Consider the following 16,292-nt stretch of genomic DNA (forward strand, 5'->3'; position numbering starts at 1 on the left):
CGGCCCCAGGGACCGGAGTCAGCTCGGCGGGCCTGGACGCGGAGTTGGGGTCAGCGGCCGGGGTCGCCTCGACAGAGCCGGGCTCGGCGGACGGGGCAACCTCGGCCCCGGGAGCGGGAGTCGGCTCGGCGGAGCCAGCGGCCAGAGGCAGCTCACCAGAACCGGACACGGAGTTGGACTCGGCAGACCCGGACACGGAGTTGGACTCCGGGGCTGGGGTCGACTCGGCAGACCCGGGCAGGGAGTTGGGCTCCGAGGCCGGGGTCGACTCAGCAGACCCGGGCTCGGCAGCCGGAGCGAGCTCGGCCCCGGGGGGCGGAGTCAGCTCGGCGGAGTCGGCAGCCGGAGTCGGCTCGTCGGACCCCGGCGCAGAGTTGGAGTCAGCGGACGGAGTCGCCTCGGTGGACCCGGGCTCGGCGGACGGGGCAACTTCGGCCCCAGGGACCGGAGCCAGCTCGGCCGACTCAGCGGCCAGAGGCAACTCGGCGGACCTGGACACGGAGTTGGGGTCAGCGGACGGAGTCGCCTCGGCAGACCTGGGCTCGGCGGCCGGAGCAACCTCGGCCCCGGCAGCGGGAGTCGGCTCGGCGGAGCCAGTCGCCAGAGGCAACTCGGTGGAACCGGACACGGAGTTGGACTCGGCAGCCGGGGTCGCCTCGGCAGACCCGGGCTCGGCAGTCGGAGCAAGCTCGACCCCGGAAGCCGGAGTCAGCTCAGCGGACTCAGTCGCCGGAGGCAGCTCACCGGACCCCGGCACGGAGTTGGACTCAGCGACCGGAGTCGGCTCGACAGAGCCAGGCGCGGAGGCCGGGGCAACCTCACCCCCGGGGGCCGCAGTCAGCTCGGCGGAGTCAGCGGCCAGCGGCAACTCGGCGGACCCCGGAACGGAGTTGAACTCGGCGGACGGGGTCGGCTCGGCGGAACCAGGCTCGGCGGCCGGGGCAAGCTCGGCTTCGGGGGCCGGGGTCGGCTCAGCAGAGCCAGCGGCCAGCGGCAGCTCGGCGGAACCGGGCACGGACTCCGGGGTCGGAGTCGCCTCGGCGGGCCCAGCCTCGGGCGCGGAGGCCGGCTTTCTGCGGGACCTGCTTCGGGGGCTGGGGGTAGCTGCGGGTGCGGAGCCCGGGGCAACCTCAGCTCCGGGTGCGGGACTTGAGATCGTCTCGGCAGACCCAGTCCCTGAGGCCAGGGCAACCTCAGCCTCCGGCAAGGGAGTTGAGGGCGCCGCGGCAGTCCCGGGCCCGGAGGTTAGAGCAACTTGAGCCTCGGGAGCCGAAGTCGGAGGAATCCCAGCAGCCTCGGACCCGGGGGCCGGAGCAACCTCAGCCTCAGGCCCGGAGACCGGAGCAGCCTCAGCTTCGAGCCCGGAGGCCGGAGCAACCTCGCCCTCAGACCTGGAGGCCGGAGCAACCTCGGCCTCGGGCAGCGGAGTTTGGGGCGCCTCGGCGACCGGCCCGGACTCCGGCGTCGTAACTTCCCCGGCCTGTACGGTCCCTCCTGCCGATACGGTCTCTCCGGCCTGCGCAACCCCCTCAGCCTGCACAGCCCCTTCAGCCTGCGCGGCTCCTTCGGCCGGTACGGTCCCTTCGGCCTGCGCAACCCCCTCGGCCCACGCGGTCCCTTCGGCGACGAACCCCCCAGCCGGCCCCTCCCCCTGAGCCGAGGCAACCGCCTCCGTCGCGACCCTCGCGACCAGTGCCTCCGCCGCGTCGACCGGCCCGGCGAACTGCTCCACCGACTCCGCCGACGGCTGCTCGACAAGCAACTGCCCGGCGACCGGCTCAGCCCAAGCGACCGGAGCAACCGTTTCCGCAGGGACACCCCCCGCGACGACCGGCACCTGCCCCTCGGCCCCAGCCCCAGCCCCGACGGGCACTTCGGCAGGAAGCTGAGCAGGAACCCCGGCAAGGGCTTCGCCGGAGACCCCGGCAGGAAGCTGGGCAGAAACCTCGGCGGAGACCTCCACCAGACCCTCCACCAGACCCTCGGTCAGCCCCTCGGCCGGAACTCCGGCAGAGGCCCCCACCGGGACCTCGCCCTGAACCCCGGCAAACACCGCAGCTTGGCCCCCGGCCGACACCTCAGCCGGCACCGCACCGGAAATCTCCCCCGGCACCTCGGCCGCGACTCCGGCAGAACCCCCCATCGAGGCCTCGCCCTGAACCTCGGCGAGCACCGCAGCAGAGGTCTCCCCCGGCGCCCCTGCCTCAACTCCGGCAGCCGTCCCAGCGAAGCCCTGCGCCTGACCCCCCGCACCCCCCTCAACCGAATCCTCCGCCAGAACCCCGGCAGACACCTCGACCCCGACCTCAGCAACCGGCGTCTCCGCCCCGGCCGCCCCCGCGCCCCCCACCTCTACAGGCACCCCAGCCTGAACCGCCCCGCCAACCACCCCACCCTGAACAACCCCCACCTGCGGCTGAACCCCCCAAGGCGCCGCCCCCTGCGGCCCCTCATGCACCCCCTGCGCCTCGAAATACTCCGGCCCGACCGGAGCCACCGGCTGCCGGGCCGGTACCTCCGCAGGCCCCCGGTCCGCCAGCGACCGCACCGGACTCGCGGACGCGTCCGGGATCGGCGGGCCGAGGTGGAGCGGGCGGCGAGGGGTGATCGGCGGGATCGGCTTCGTCGGCGCCGTCTGGACCGGCCGGTTCATCGGGCCGAACGGGCGGACCGAGCTGAGGTCGACCGAGCCGCTGTCACGGCCGCCGGTCTCATGCGCGCCGGGCAGATGGACGGGGACCTCGGGCTGAGCGGCGGCAGCGACCTGGTGGAACCCGGAGTCGTACGCGCCCTGCGGAGCCGCGCCCTGAACGCCCGCCTCCTGAAAGCCCGGCAGCCCGGCACCCGGCATCGCCGAACCCTGCATCGGCATACCCGGCGCCCCAGAACCCGGCGCCGCCATACCCTGCGCCCCAGAACCCGGCGCCCCCTGCGGAAACCCCGTCTCCATCACCGGCACCGGTGCCGGCGGTGTGACCTCGTTGCCCCAAGCTCCCTGTGCGCCGGGCAGGAGCAGCATGTCCTCGTCGCCGGCAGAAGACCCCGTGGGGTCGGCGTACTCGGTGGTCTCGGTGACGTAGTGGTACGCGGGGACGCCCTGGTGGTCCACCGTGCCCGCGTTCTCCGGCAGTCCTTCGCCCGGAATCTGGCCGGTGTCGGTCATGCGTACCCCTCGCCCATCCGTCAGTTCTCCTACGCCCAGCGCTCACCGGAACGGCGCGCCGGCCGCCCCGCGTTGTAGAACGAGCGTCCGCGCCGCGCGGCACGAGCGACCCGCCCGAAAAAGCGACAAAGCCATACGGTGGCATTGTCCCGGGATCTGCCGCGCCGCGACAGGTGATCCGCGACGTGCCGTTGTGGACTGCGCCACGTTGCGCACCCTCCGGTCCGTGTCCTACCGCAAACGCACCCCAAAAGGGATGCGTTTTCCGGACATTGGCCACTGAAACGACCCGTGACAAGAAGCGGTACGACGATCGGCCAGCCTACCGCGCGCAGTACGACAACAGGATCACTGCCCGCGTTCCGGAAGTACTCCGGACAGCAGGAACGCGACACTGCGCTCCCGTTCCGTCCAGGCCTTGGTGTCGAGTTGGAGGGCCTGGAGGAGGGTGCACTCGACCTGGTAGCCGTGCTCGGCGAGGTCGCGGCCGGCGCGTTCGGCGGTGTCGCGGGTGAGGGCGTGGGTGACGATCCGCCGCGGGCGCCGGTCGGCGACGGCGGAGACGACGGCGGGGCCGCCCCCGCCGATGCGGACGACGTCCGGTTCGGGCAGGTTCTCCAGGACGTGGGGCGCGCTGCCGCGCACGATCTGGAGCTGGACGCCGAGTCGGCGGGACGCGGCGTCGGTGCGGGCGCAGGCGCTCATGTCGTGGTCGACGGCGAGGACGGCGGCCCCGGCGCGCGCGGCCTCGCCGGCGAAGGCGCCGCTGCCGCAGCCGATGTCCCAGACGAGGTCGCCGATCCTCGGTCCGAGGCGGGCGAGTTGGGCGGCGCGCAGCGGCTGCGACTCCCCCGGGCCGAGGGGGCCGTAGCCGTCGTCGGGGAGGGTCCAGCCGCGCGGGCCCGCCGGTTCGTGGCCGGCGAGGAGCCAGCTGTCGCCGCCGGCCGGGTGGGCGGGGCCGCCGATGACGATGACGACGTTGGGGTCGCGCCAGACGCGGTCGGCGGCGCGGTCGGAGGACAGGACGCTGACGCGTTCGCGGTCGGTGCCGAGTTCCTCGCAGACGACGAACGTGCGGTGCACGCCGGCGAGCAGCAGCCCGAGTTCGGCGGGGCCCGCGCCGGGTGAGGTGAGGACGGCGGTCTTGGGGTGGGCGCGGCAGACGTTGACGGCGCGGCGCAGGGTGCGGCGGTGGGCGACGACGACCTGGGCGTCGTCCCAGGGCATCCCGGCGCGGGCGAAGGCGGCGGCGACGGAGGAGACGGCGGGGACGACTTCGACCTCGAGGCCGAACTCGGGGGCGCGCAGGGTGCGGACGACGCCGAAGAAGCCGGGGTCGCCGTCGGCGAGGACGACGGCGGTGCCGCGGTGGCCCGCGATGCGGCGGGCGGCGAGGGCGACGCTGCCGAGGCGGATGCGTTCGGCGTGGGGCGGGAGTTCGGGGAGGGAGAGGTGGTGTCCGGCGCCGGCGACGAGGGTGGCGGCGTGGAGGGCGGAGCGCGCGGCGGCGGTCAGGGGTGAGCCGTCCCAGCCGATCACCGTGACGCGGTCGGCCATCGTCGTCAGTCTCCCGGGGATTCGCGCAGGCAGCGGTCCCGTGAGGGTACCTGTTCGGGCCGGGGGCGGTGGCGGGCGGGCGTCAGTTCCAGTCGGGGTAGGTGGGGTAGCCGCCGCGTTCGGCGAGGGGTTCGCCGGCGCCTTCGAGGTCCTCGGGGAGGAGGCTCCAGATGATGTAGTCGGTGCGGGCTTCGGTCCAGATGCCGTTCTCGCCCCGGACGCGCACTATGGAGGCGTTTCTGAGGACGCCCTCGCTGATGCAGCCGATCTTCTGGGCGACCTGCTGGGAGGCGGTGTTGTCGGCGGCGGTGCGCAGTTCGACGCGTTCGAACCCGCGGTCGTGGAAGAGCCATTGGGCGGTGGCGAGGGCGGCTTCGGAGGCGTATCCCTCGCCGCGGGCCCAGGGGGCGATGATGTAGGACATCTCGGTGGAGCGCACGTGCCAGTTGGTCTTGGCGAGCTGGAGGATGCCGACGAGGCGCTGGGTGAGGAACTCGGTGACGGCGAGGTCGAGTCCGCGGCCGGCGGTGCGTTCGGCGGGGGCGTACTCGGTGATCCAGCGGCGGGCGTCGGCCTCGCCGTAGGGCTGGGGTACGACGGTCCAGGCGGTGACCTGTTCGTCGTTCATCATGTCGGTGAGGGCGGGGACGTCGTCGTCCTCCAGGGGGCGCAGCACCAACCGCTCCGTGCTGATGGAGATGGTGGGGAAGGTGCTCTTCATCGCGCCGCTCCGTAACCTTGCGTGTACCTCAGGAGGCCTGCTGGAACTGCCCAGCATGCAGTATGCGGGGTCACAGGCACACCACGGGGTCCACACCCGGTGAAGGCGCGGACCCCGTGTGTGGTGCTGCCGGTCAGTCCGTGACCGGCAGCACCGAGCCCTGGTACTTGTCCTTGAGGAAGGTGTGGACCTGCGCCGACGTCAGGAGCGCCGCGAGCTTCTGTACGCGTGGGTCGTCCTGGTGACCGCGTTTGACGGCGAGGACGTTGGCGTAGGGGTTGTCCTTCGTGGACTCCAGGCGGATCGCGTCCTTCGCGGGGCTGAGGCCCGCGTCCTGGGCGTAGTTGTTGTTGATGACGGCGATCGTCACATCGTCGAGGGAGCGCGGGAGCTGGGCCGGTTCCAGTTCCTTGATGACGAGTTTCCTCGGGTTGGCGGTGATGTCGGCCGGGGCGGCCGTCGTACCGGCTCCCGCTTTGAGGGTGATCAGCCCTGCGGCGGCGAGGAGTTTGAGGGCGCGGCCCTCGTTGGTGGTCTCGTTGGGCACGGCGACGGTGGCTCCGTCGGGCAGCTCGGCGAGGTCCTTGAGCTTCTTGGAGTAGACGCCCATGGGCGGCAGGTAGGCCTTGACGACGGGGACCAGGTCGGTGCCCTTCGTCTTGTTGAACTCGTCCAGGAACGGCTGGTTCTGGTACAGGTTGGCGTCCAGCGAGCCTTCCTGGAGGGCGGTGTTCGGCAGGACGTAGTCCGTGAACTCCTTGATCTCCAGCTTGAGTCCGGCCTTCGCGGCGAGGTTGTCCTTGATGTAGGTGAGGACTTCCCCGGCGGGGACGGCGGTGGCGCCGACGACGAGGGTTCCGTCGTTCTTCTTCGCGCCGCCGTCTGCCGTGCCGCAGGCGGTGAGGGCCAGGGCCGCGAGGGCGGCCGTGGCGGTCAGCTTGCGCATCTCGGGTTCCCCGGGGGCGGAATCAGAACGACGGGATGACGGAGCCCTGGTACTTGTCCTCGATGAACTTCTTCACCTCGGGGGAGGTGAGGAGCTTGGCGAGTTTTACCACGCGGGGGTCCTTTTCGTTGCCCTTCTTCACGGCGAGGAAGTTGCCGTAGGGGCTGTCCTTGGCGGATTCCAGGACGATCGCGTCGGTCGCGGGCTTGAGGTTCGCGGCGATCGCGTAGTTGCCGTTGATGACGGCCGCGTCGACGTCGTCCAGGGAGCGGGCGGTCTGGGCCGCCTCGACCTCCTTGAACTTGAGGTTCTTGGGGTTCTTCGCGATGTCCTGCGGGGTCGCGTCGGTGCCGGCGCCGTCCTTGAGGGTGATCAGCCCGTTGGCGGCCAGCAGCTTCAGGGCGCGCGCCTCGTTGACCGCGTCGTTGGGGACGGCGATGGTGGCGCCGCTCTTGAGGTCGTCGGCCTTCTTGACGCTGTGCGAGTAGAGGCCGAGCGGCTCCAGGTGGACCGTGACGACGGGCACGATGTGGGTGCCGCGCTTCTTGTTGAAGTCGTCGAGGTACGGCTGGTTCTGGAAGTAGTTGGCGCCCACCGAGCCGTCCTCGGTCGCGGTGTTCGGGACGATGTAGTCCTGGAACTCCTTGACCTCCAGGTCGAGTCCGGCCTTCTTCGCCAGGTTGTCCTTCACGAAGTTGAGGATCTCCGCGTGCGGGACGGGGCTCGCGGCGACGATCAGCGGTCCGCTGTAGTCGGAGGAGGACGACGCGCTGTCCTTGTCGGAGCCGCAGGCGGTGAGAAGTGCCGCGGCGGCGAGGGCGGTTGCGGTGAGCTTGGCGGTGTTACGCACGAAAAGTGCCTTTCCTTATGGGTGTTGCGACCCGCACGGTGGGCGGTGCGGGGGAACTCGGGTGATTTCAGGCCGTCTTGGCCTTGAGGAACCTCAACTTCGGTGCGGGGCCCGACTTTCCGCCCCGGTGGTGCAGCGAACGCGCCGCGTAGTCACCGGCGAACTGGATCAGCGAGATGACAACAGCCAGGATCGCCACGGTGATCCACATCAGTTCGGTCTCGAACCGCTGGTACCCGTACCGGATCGCGATGTCCCCGAGCCCGCCGGCGCCGACGGTCCCGGCCATCGCCGAGTACCCGATGAGCGCGACGACCGTCGTGGTCGTGGAGGCGATCAGCGAGGGCAGCGCCTCGGGGACGAGGACCTTGCGCACGACGGTCCAGGTGTTGCCGCCCATCGACTGCACGGCCTCGACGAGCCCGGCGTCGACCTCGCGCACGGCCGTCTCGACGAGCCGGGCGAAGAAGGGGATGGCGCCGATGGCGAGCGGGACGATGGCGGCCTCGCGGCCGATGGTCGTCCCCGTGACGGTCCGGGTGAAGTTCATCAGCGCGACCATGAGGATGATGAACGGCATCGAGCGGGCGACGTTCACGATCTGCCCGATGACCTTGTTCGCGACGACGTTCTGGAGCAGTCCGCCCCGGTCGGTGAGGACGAGGAGGATGCCGAGCGGGAGTCCGCCGACGACCGCGATGAGCGTGGACCAGCCCACCATGTAGAGGGTGTCCCAACACGCCTGCGACAGCAGCGGCTGCATCTCGGACCAGCTCACTGGGCACCGTCCTTCACCAGTACGGGCTCCTGGCCCACGACGTCGATCTGGAGCCCCTGCTCGCGCAGGAAGCCGATGGGCACCACGTTGTCCTCGTAGCGCCCGGGGAGTTCGATGCGCATCCGGCCGACCTGGAGCCCGCCCACGGTGTCGATGGCCGCGCCGAGGATCGAGATGTCGATGTTGTAGGTCCGCGAGAGCTGCGAGATGACGGGCTGGGTCGCGGCCTCGCCGTGGAAGGTGACGTCGACGACGGTCCGGTCGTCGCCCGTCGACTCGCCGCTCACCGGGAAGAGCGCGGCGGCGAGTTCGGAGCCCGGGGTGGCGAGGAGTTCGCTGACCGTGCCGGACTCGACGATGCGGCCGCCCGCCATGAGGGCGGCGGAGTCGCAGACCGCCTTGACGACGTCCATCTCGTGGGTGATGAGCAGCACGGTCAGACCGAGCTGGCGGTTGAGGTCGCGCAGCAGGGTCAGGATCGAGCGGGTCGTCTCCGGGTCGAGGGCGCTGGTCGCCTCGTCGGACAGGAGCACCTTCGGGTCGCCGGCCAGGGCGCGGGCGATGCCGACGCGCTGCTTCTGGCCGCCGGAGAGCTGGGCGGGGTAGGACTTCGCCTTGTCGGCGAGGCCGACGAGGTCGAGGAGGTCGAGGGCCTTGGCGGACCGTTCCCGGCCGCTGACGCCGAGGATCTCCAGGGGCAGCTCGACGTTGTCCTGGACGGTCCGGGTGGAGAGCAGGTTGAAGTGCTGGAAGACCATGCCGATGCGGCTGCGGGCGCGGCGCAGTTCCTTGCCGGCGCGGGGGCCGCGGCCGGCGAGCGCGGTGAGGTCCTGTCCGTCGACGGTCACCGTCCCGGCGGTGGGGCGCTCCAGGAGGTTGACGCAGCGGATCAGCGAGGACTTTCCGGCGCCGGACTGGCCGATGACGCCGTACACCTCGCCTTCGCGGACGTGGAGGTCGACGCCGTCGAGGGCGGTGACCTCTCGGCCGCGGGAGCGGTAGACCTTGGTCAGGCCCGTTGTGGTGATCACTGGGGTTCCATCACTGTCGAGTACGGGGGCGTGGGTGGGCCCCGGTACGGGAAGGGGAGGCGGCGGGGCGCGGGCGCGGACACTTCTCCGGACGGCACACGGCGGCTCGCTCCGGAAAGGGTGCGGAGTCCTCTAGAAGGCGCGCATTCGACACATACAACGAGCACCGGGCGTCATGGTCGCCTCGGTCGCAAGGGTGCGGCTGCTCGTCGTGGTCATACGAGCAGTAAACCAGACGGACACTGCTGACCGGGAGTGTGCGGTCCGTATGCCGGACAGCCGTGGACAGGGTGTGGCGGGCGCCACCGCACAGACCGGGGGCGGGCTCGGGGGGCCGATACCGGCGTAATAAGGTCGCTGCATGCTTGTTGCCCTGACGCTGGTGACGTCCGTCGCCGCGCTGCTGCTCGCCGCGTGGTGCGGCTGGGCGGCGTACCGAGACCAGCCGACCAAGGACTGGCACTTCATCGGGATGGCGATCGTCACACTGCTGGCCGTCGTCCAGCTGGTGTGGGGGGTCGTCGCGCTGGCGCGGGGTGAGAAGGCGGCGCAGGGGACGGTCATCTTCGTCTCCTATCTGCTGGGGGCCTTCGCGTGTGTCCCGGCGGCGGCGTTCATGTCGCTGGCCGAGCGGACCCGCTGGGGTTCGGTGACGGTCGCGGCGAGCGGCGTCGTCCTGGCCGTTCTGGAGGTGCGGCTCTATGACATCTGGGGAAGCTGACATGACCAAGAGCGGGCGGCTCATCGGGGGGCCGGGGATGCTGCTGGTCTGGTTCTACGGGGTGATGGTGGTCGGCGCGGTGTCGCGGTCCGTCTACCAGATCGCCACCGAGTTCGACCGGGCGCCGCTGGCGTACTCGCTGTCGGCGCTCGCCGGAGTCGTGTACGGGTTCATCACGTACACGCTGGTCAGGGGTGGCGAGACGGCCCGCAGGGCGGCGCAGGTGTGCTGCGCCGCCGAGCTCGCGGGGGTGCTGGTGGTGGGGACGTGGACGCTGGTGGACTCGGCGGCGTTCCCGGACTCGACCGTGTGGTCGGACTACGGGATGGGGTACGTGTTCATCCCCGTGCTGCTGCCGTTGTCCGCGCTGTACTGGCTGCGCCGCAAGGCGCCGGAAACCGGCGCCGTCAAGGGACCGGTCACGCCGTAGCCGCGTACTCCCCCGCCTGCTTCTCCAGGACGATCATCGGCACCCCGTCCGCCCCCTCCGACATCCCCACCGTCTCGTAGCCCACCTTCCGGTACAGCCTCAGGTTGCCCTCGCTGCGGTGGCCGGTGTGGAGGCGGAACCTTTTGGCGCCGCGTTCCTCCGCCAGCGCCGCCTCCGCCGCGCGCAGCAGGCGGGCGCCGATGCCGTGGCCCTGGAGGCGGGGGTGGACGCACAGCTTGCCGATGGAGGCGGCGCCGTCGTCGGTGATGTGGCCGCGCACGGAGCCGACCACCTCGTCGCCGAGGCGGGCGACGAAGACGCAGTCGGCGGCCAGCTCCGCGCGGACGGAGTCCAGGCTCTGGACGAGCGGGTCGATGCGGTAGTTGCCGTACAGCGCGGCCTCGCTCTGGAAACAGAGGTATTGCAGCCTGAAGATCTGCTCGGCATCCTGCTCGGTCGCCACCGAGATGGTCACGCTCATGCCCATGTGCGCACGCCTCCCGCTCACCTGATCGCCTGTGGTTCTCCACTCCTATCCCCGCGCTCCCCGGCCCGCAACCTCCCGGACACCGGGCGGACCTGTGACATGGACAACGTCAGCCGTTGCCCAGCCGTTGCGCCAGGAAATCCGCGCGGGCCAGCACTCCGGTGTCCGCGTTGTCGGTGAACACCCCGTCGATCCCGGTCGCGAAGTACGCGCGGAACGCCCCGAACGCGTCGCCGTAGCCGTCGAAGGCGGTGCCCTTGCGGAACTCGGCCGGGAGGAAGGGGTTCTCGTTGCGCATCGTGTAGGGGTGCAGGATCAGGCCGGCCCGGTGGGCGTCGCGGACCAGGGTGGTCGGGGTGCCGAGCCTGCCGTCCGCGCCCTTCGGGATGATCAGGTCGAGGGTCGGGCCGAGGCCCTGCGCGTAACCGGCGATCTCCTTCAGGCCGTTGGGGGTGATCAGGTCGGCGGTCGTGCGGGGGTCGCCGGAGTCGACGAAGTCCCAGGGGCGGGAGTCGGCCGAGGAGAGCAGGACGACCTTGGGGTTGCCGACGAGCCGCGCGAGCCGCTGGATGCTGCTGGGCTCGAAGGACTGGAGGATGACCGGCGAGTTCCTCTTGTCCTTGCCGTGCCTGCGCAGCGCGTTCGCGAGCAGGGGTTCGAGGGCGAGGCCCAGCTTGCGGAAGTAGGTGGGGTGCTTGGTCTCGGGGTACACCCAGACCTGCTTGCCGCGCCTGCGGGTCTGCTCGTCCTGCCACTTCAGGACTTCCTCGAAGGTGGGGATCTCCCAGCGGCCGTCGTAGAGGGTGTTGTGCGGGCGGTTCGCGGGGATGCGCTCGATCGCGCGCAGGCGCTTCAGTTCGGCGAGCGTGAAGTCCTCCGTGAACCAGCCGGTCACCGAGACGCCGTCGAGGAGTTTGGTGCGCTTGCGGTCGGCGAACTCGGGGTGCGTGGATACGTCGGTGGTGCCGCCGATCTCCGGTTCGTGGCGGCAGACCAGGTGGCCGTCCCTGGTGGGGACCAGGTCGCCCGCCTCCACGACGTCGGCGCCCATGTCGAGGGCGAGTTCGTAGGAGCCGAAGGTGTGCTCGGGGCGGTAGCCGCTGGCTCCCCGGTGGCCGATGATCGTCGGGACGGGGAGGCTCTTCAGCCCCTGGCCCCGGTCGGCGGCTCTCGCCGTGCCCGTCAGGCCGATGACCGGTCCGGTGGCGCCGAGCACCGCCGCTCCCAGTACCGCGCGGCGTCCTGTCCCCTGCTCGTGCGTGCCCATGGGCCCTCCCCTGCTCGTCGGCTCGTGCGTGCCCGGTGATCGTAGGGGCGGGGGGATGACGGTCGGGAGACCTTCGTGGCAACGGGAGTTGAGGAGGAGGTGACCGAACGCGAGGTGTTCGTCACAGGTTTCGGGCGGGTTCCGCCAGGTGCTGGGACGCCTCCCCCAGGTAAACCCGCGTCAACAGTGTGTAAGACCTCCGTGAACCCGATGTGCGTCACCCGGGTGGCCGCGAGTAACGTGCCTAGCTGTACCCGCTCATCCATATACCTGGCCTCCGGAGGGCTCGTTGTCCCGCTTCGCGTTCATCAAGGCAACGCTCGGACCGGTCATGCGCCTGATGTTCCGCACTCGGGTGGAGGGGGCGGAGAACATTCCCGGCGAGGGGCCGGTGATCCTCGCCGGCAACCACCTCACGTTCATCGACTCGATGATCCTTCCGCTGGTCTGCGACCGGCAGGTGTTCTTCATCGGCAAGGACGAGTACGTCACGGGTACGTCGCTCAAGGGGCGGCTCATGGCGTGGTTCTTCATCGGCGTCGGCATGATCCCCGTGGACCGCGACGGCGGGCGGGGCGGGGTGGCCGCGCTGATGACCGGGCGGCGGGTGCTGGAGGAGGGCAAGGTCTTCGGGATCTACCCCGAGGGGACCCGCTCCCCCGACGGCCGCCTGTACCGGGGCCGCACGGGCATCGCCCGCCTGACCCTCATGACCGGCGCCCCCGTCGTCCCGTTCGCGATGATCGGCACCGACAAGCTCCAGCCCGGCGGCGCGGGGATGCCCCGCCCGGGGAAGGTGACGGTCCGCTTCGGCGAGCCGATGGAGTTCTCCCGCTACGACGGCATGGACCGCGACCGGTATGTGCTGCGGGCGGTGACCGACTCGGTGATGACCGAGGTGATGCGGCTGTCGGGCCAGGAGTACGTGGACATGTACGCCACGAAGGCGAAGGCCGCGTAAGCCTCCGGCGGCTGGGCCGGGGCGCGCTCGGAGGGGTGGTCGCGCTTGTCCCGCGGCTGCCCAACGCGGCGGAGCCGCACAGGAGATACGGCCCCGCGCCCCTGGGGCCTGTCCCCCGGCGGATCAGCACCTCGCCCCCGCCTCGTACGCCTCCCTCGCCAGTTCCGCCGCCCTCATCAGGCGCACCGGATCCGCCAGGGGGGCGTTGCTCACTCGGTACGGGCCCAGTGCCTCCGGCCCCTCCATCAATACCTCTCGCGGTATCCGGTACGGCCATAACCTCGCGTACAGGCCGTCCTCGCTGATCACCCACTCCTCGTCGGCCACCTCGATCACGCTGCCCAGGTCCCGGCCGTCGCCGGTGTGCGAGGCGACCGCCAGGCGTAACAGGGCCACCAGCTCCTCCAGCGGGAGGCGGGTCATGCCCGGGCCGGGGACCTCCAGTTCGCGGGCCAGGGCCGTGACGCGGCGGATCAGGCGGCGGGGGTTCTCGCCCTGCCGCCAGGACTGCCAGGGGGAGACCCGCTCGCGTGCCTCCAGGCGGACCTCCACCTCTCCCGGTCTGCCGTCCGCCGGACGGAAGCGCAGCCGGGCCGGGGCCAGTCCGGCCGCCACGACCCGCACCCCCTGCGGCGACACCGCCCCCACCTCCCGCGCCCGGTCCAGCGCCTGCCGTACGGACGACTGGTCGCGCCGGCTCTCGGCGGTCACCAGGGCCGACTCGCGGGCGCCGTAGCCCTCCTCGACCTCGGTCGGCGTACGCCCGAGGCGCTGGACCTCCTCGGCGGTGCGGCGGACCTGCTGGTCCACGCGGCGCAGGCCCTCGTCGATGGAGCGGGTGTGCTCCTCGGTGCGGTGCAGGCGCTGTTCGAGGACGGCGATGGGGACCAGGAGGAAGAGCGTGGAGCCTATCTGGAGCAGGAAGTTGGGGGTGTAGTCGGCGCTGCCGTCGAGGATCCAGCCGGCCGCGATCATGCCCGCGCCCATCCCGGTGACCAGCCACAGCAACCAGTGCAGACGGCGCATCTCGGTCTCCCCCGCGTACTCCCCAGATCCCCTTTTCGTACTTATCCTGACACCGGGGGCATGGCTGTAGAAGCCCTTTGCGGGGAGGCGGTCGTGGCGGAGCCGTACGGGCCGGGGATGCTCAGGGTGGCGCGGCTGATCAATGAGCGGCCCGCGTTCGGGATCCACTCCTTCAAGGACCGCACGAGTGAACTGCCGCGCGTCCGGGCGCTGTTGGCGGATCCGGCGGTCAGGATCATCAGCCTGCTGGGGCGGCGCGGGATCGGCAAGAGCCTGCTCGCGGTGCGGGTCGCGCGCGGGGCCGCCGAGGGGACGTGGCCGGACGGGGCGCGCACCGAACCGGTCGACGCGGTGGTGTTCTTCGGCGAGCGGACCACCGGGATCACCTTCGAGCGGATCTTCTTCGACCTGCTGACGCTGCTGGACGAGGAGGAGGCGGCGCGGCTGCACCGGGTGTGGGGCAGCGCGCGGCGGGCGGCCGACAAGGCGAGCGAACTCTTCGACGCGCTGGGCCACTTGAGGCTGCTGATCCTCCTGGACAACCTGGAGGAGCTGCTCGACGGGGAGGACCGGCTGCGGGAGCCGGAGCTGGCGGAGATGGTGCACGCGCTGCTGACGCACGAGAGCGGGCCCCGGCTGCTGGTGACGAGCCAGGTGCCGCTGGCGCTGCCGGGAACGTTCGCGCGGGCGGAGCGGCGGATCGAGCTGGGCGGGCTGCCGGAGGGCGACTCGGTGTCGCTGCTGCGGGAGATGGACCCGGAGGGCGAGGCGGGCATCCGGGACGCGTCGGAGGCGGAGCTGGAGGAGGCGGCGGCGCGGGTGTACTACGTGCCGCGCGGACTCGAGCTGATCGCGGGGGCGTTGCAGGACGACGCGGCGATGCGGTCGCTGCGGGAGTGGCTGCACGACACGGCGGCGCTCGCGGGCGTGGTGGACGAGCTGGCGCAGCGCCGCTACCGGGATCTGGGGCACGACCAGCAGCTGGTGATGGACACCCTGGCGGTGTTCAAGACGCCGGTGCGGCTGGAGGCGGTGCGGTGGGTGCTGGAGTCGATCGGGGCGGGTGAACTCGACGTCGGCGCCGAGCTGTTGAGGCTGCGGCGGAGTTTCCTGGTGCGCACGAACCGGGAGCACGCGACGTACGAGCTGCTGCCGATGGACACCGACATCGCGCGCGCCGATCTGGCCCGGCGCAATCCGCTGCGGGCGACGCGGCTGCACCGCAAGGCCGCCGACTGGCACGCCCGGCACGCCAAGCGGCGCGAGCAGTGGCGCACGCCGAGGGACATCGACGCCCAGCGCGCGGAGCTGGAGCACCGGGTGCTGGCGGGGGATCACGACGACGCGGCGCTGCTCCTGGACCGGTTCGCGGACTTCCTCATCTGGCAGGGCTCGGCGGCGACGGTGCTGGCGATCTGCGCGGAGCTGAACGGGCGGCTGACGCGGCCGGAGGCGCAGCTGGCGTATCTCGTCGCGCGCGGCCACGCGCACGTCATGATCGGCCCGTTCGGGGTGGCCGGTTCCCTGCTCGCGGAGGCCGAACGGCTCGCCCAGGGCCCCCGCGACGGCCACCGCCTCCAGCGCGTGCTGTTCCTCCTCGGCGACATGGACCGCTTCGAGGGCCGTCTGGACAGTGCGGTGGTGCGGCTGCGGCGGGCGGCGGACCTCGCGGGGAGCCTCGGGATGGCCGAGGACCAGGGGCACGCGCTGCTGTGTCTGAGCCTGTCGCACAGTTACGCGGGCCGGCCCGAGAAGGGGCTCGAAGTCGTCGCGGAACTGGCCGGGTTGGCGGAGCGGACCGGGCTGCCGATCGTGCGGGGGCGGATGGGCGACGCGGCGGCGTGCGCGTACGCGCGGCTGCGGGAGTGGCGGCAGGTGATCGCGGCCGTCAACGACACGATCGTCGCCTACGACGAGTCGGGCATCCCCGAGGCGCTCGGCTTCGCCTGGAACATCCTGGGCGTGGCCCGGGTCGCGACCGGTGAACTCGTCGCCGCGCTGGGCGCGTTCGACACCGGTGTGGCGCGCAGCGTCAGCGACGGCATCCCGCGCGCGGAGGCGTTCTGCTCGTTGAACCGGGCCTGGGTGCTGTGGTCCACGGGCCGCGCGGCCGACGCGAAGTCGGCCGCCGAGCAGGCGCGCGCGGCGTTCCGGCGGTGCGGTTCGCGTGACGAGTACGCGGCGGCGGCGCTGTGCGAGGCGCTGGCGGCGGACCTGGAGGGCGCGCGGGAGCGGGCGGCCGACGGTCTGGAGCGGTGCGCCGCGCTGATCGAGGGGAACCCGGATCTGGTGCCGGCGGAATGGCTGCGGGAGGCGGTGGAGAGGCTGCGGGCGGAGAGTTCGTGACAGTGATC

13 protein-coding genes are annotated in these 16,292 nt (G+C 71.6%); 4 read left to right on the forward strand and 9 right to left on the reverse strand.

What is annotated here, in order from left to right; translation table 11 throughout:
* Positions 1-3,511 precede the first annotated feature (3,511 nt).
* From cbiE to ACYUD3_RS29385, 6 genes are all read right to left on the reverse strand, one after another.
* Positions 3,512-4,720, reverse strand: coding sequence for a precorrin-6y C5,15-methyltransferase (decarboxylating) subunit CbiE (gene cbiE / locus ACYUD3_RS29360; RefSeq protein ID WP_470976163.1), 1,209 nt, complete (start codon positions 4,718-4,720; stop codon positions 3,512-3,514).
* A gap of 82 nt (positions 4,721-4,802) precedes the next feature.
* Positions 4,803-5,441 carry a GNAT family N-acetyltransferase gene (locus ACYUD3_RS29365; RefSeq protein WP_470976166.1) on the reverse strand — a complete coding sequence of 213 codons (639 nt, stop codon included), beginning with the start codon at positions 5,439-5,441 and terminating at the stop codon, positions 4,803-4,805.
* Between the two features lie 133 nt (positions 5,442-5,574).
* Positions 5,575-6,387: a MetQ/NlpA family ABC transporter substrate-binding protein gene (locus ACYUD3_RS29370; protein ID WP_470976169.1), complete on the reverse strand. Its 813-nt coding sequence runs from the start codon at positions 6,385-6,387 to the stop codon at positions 5,575-5,577.
* A gap of 22 nt (positions 6,388-6,409) precedes the next feature.
* Complete coding sequence (locus tag ACYUD3_RS29375) at positions 6,410-7,237, reverse strand: MetQ/NlpA family ABC transporter substrate-binding protein (RefSeq protein ID WP_470976172.1); 828 nt, start codon at positions 7,235-7,237, stop codon at positions 6,410-6,412.
* A gap of 67 nt (positions 7,238-7,304) precedes the next feature.
* On the reverse strand, positions 7,305-8,015 hold the full coding sequence (locus tag ACYUD3_RS29380; protein ID WP_470976174.1) for a methionine ABC transporter permease: 711 nt from the start codon (positions 8,013-8,015) through the stop codon (positions 7,305-7,307).
* Complete coding sequence (locus ACYUD3_RS29385) at positions 8,012-9,046, reverse strand: methionine ABC transporter ATP-binding protein (protein WP_470976177.1); 1,035 nt, start codon at positions 9,044-9,046, stop codon at positions 8,012-8,014. The genes ACYUD3_RS29380 and ACYUD3_RS29385 overlap by 4 nt, the downstream gene beginning before the upstream one ends.
* Before the next feature lie 361 nt (positions 9,047-9,407).
* On the opposite strand from ACYUD3_RS29385, the gene ACYUD3_RS29390 reads away from it, so the two are divergent.
* On the forward strand, positions 9,408-9,767 hold the full coding sequence (locus ACYUD3_RS29390; RefSeq protein WP_470976180.1) for a hypothetical protein: 360 nt from the start codon (positions 9,408-9,410) through the stop codon (positions 9,765-9,767).
* 1 nt (position 9,768) lies between these two features.
* Positions 9,769-10,197 carry a hypothetical protein gene (locus ACYUD3_RS29395; protein WP_470976183.1) on the forward strand — a complete coding sequence of 143 codons (429 nt, stop codon included), beginning with the start codon at positions 9,769-9,771 and terminating at the stop codon, positions 10,195-10,197.
* Here ACYUD3_RS29395 and ACYUD3_RS29400 read toward each other — a convergent pair.
* Together ACYUD3_RS29400 and ACYUD3_RS29405 are read right to left on the reverse strand one after the other, a co-directional pair.
* Positions 10,187-10,684, reverse strand: a complete 498-nt coding sequence (locus ACYUD3_RS29400) for a GNAT family N-acetyltransferase (RefSeq protein ID WP_470976351.1) — start codon at positions 10,682-10,684, stop codon at positions 10,187-10,189. The genes ACYUD3_RS29395 and ACYUD3_RS29400 overlap by 11 nt on opposite strands.
* A 109-nt stretch (positions 10,685-10,793) precedes the next feature.
* Positions 10,794-11,951 carry a glycerophosphodiester phosphodiesterase gene (locus ACYUD3_RS29405; RefSeq protein WP_470976186.1) on the reverse strand — a complete coding sequence of 386 codons (1,158 nt, stop codon included), beginning with the start codon at positions 11,949-11,951 and terminating at the stop codon, positions 10,794-10,796.
* Between the two features lie 331 nt (positions 11,952-12,282).
* Here ACYUD3_RS29405 and ACYUD3_RS29410 point away from each other — a divergent pair, with 331 nt between their 5' ends.
* Positions 12,283-12,912 carry a lysophospholipid acyltransferase family protein gene (locus ACYUD3_RS29410; protein WP_470976354.1) on the forward strand — a complete coding sequence of 210 codons (630 nt, stop codon included), beginning with the start codon at positions 12,283-12,285 and terminating at the stop codon, positions 12,910-12,912.
* A 123-nt stretch (positions 12,913-13,035) separates the two neighbouring features.
* Here the strand turns inward: ACYUD3_RS29410 and ACYUD3_RS29415 are convergent, their stop codons facing one another.
* Positions 13,036-13,938, reverse strand: coding sequence for a hypothetical protein (locus ACYUD3_RS29415; protein ID WP_470976189.1), 903 nt, complete (start codon positions 13,936-13,938; stop codon positions 13,036-13,038).
* Positions 13,939-13,998: 60 nt separating this feature from the next.
* On the opposite strand from ACYUD3_RS29415, the gene ACYUD3_RS29420 reads away from it, so the two are divergent.
* Entirely contained in the window at positions 13,999-16,284 is a 2,286-nt protein-coding gene (locus ACYUD3_RS29420) for a hypothetical protein (RefSeq protein WP_470976192.1), read from the forward strand.
* Positions 16,285-16,292: the final 8 nt, after the last annotated feature.

It is taken from the genome of Streptomyces sp. AMJ-169, assembly GCF_055597585.1.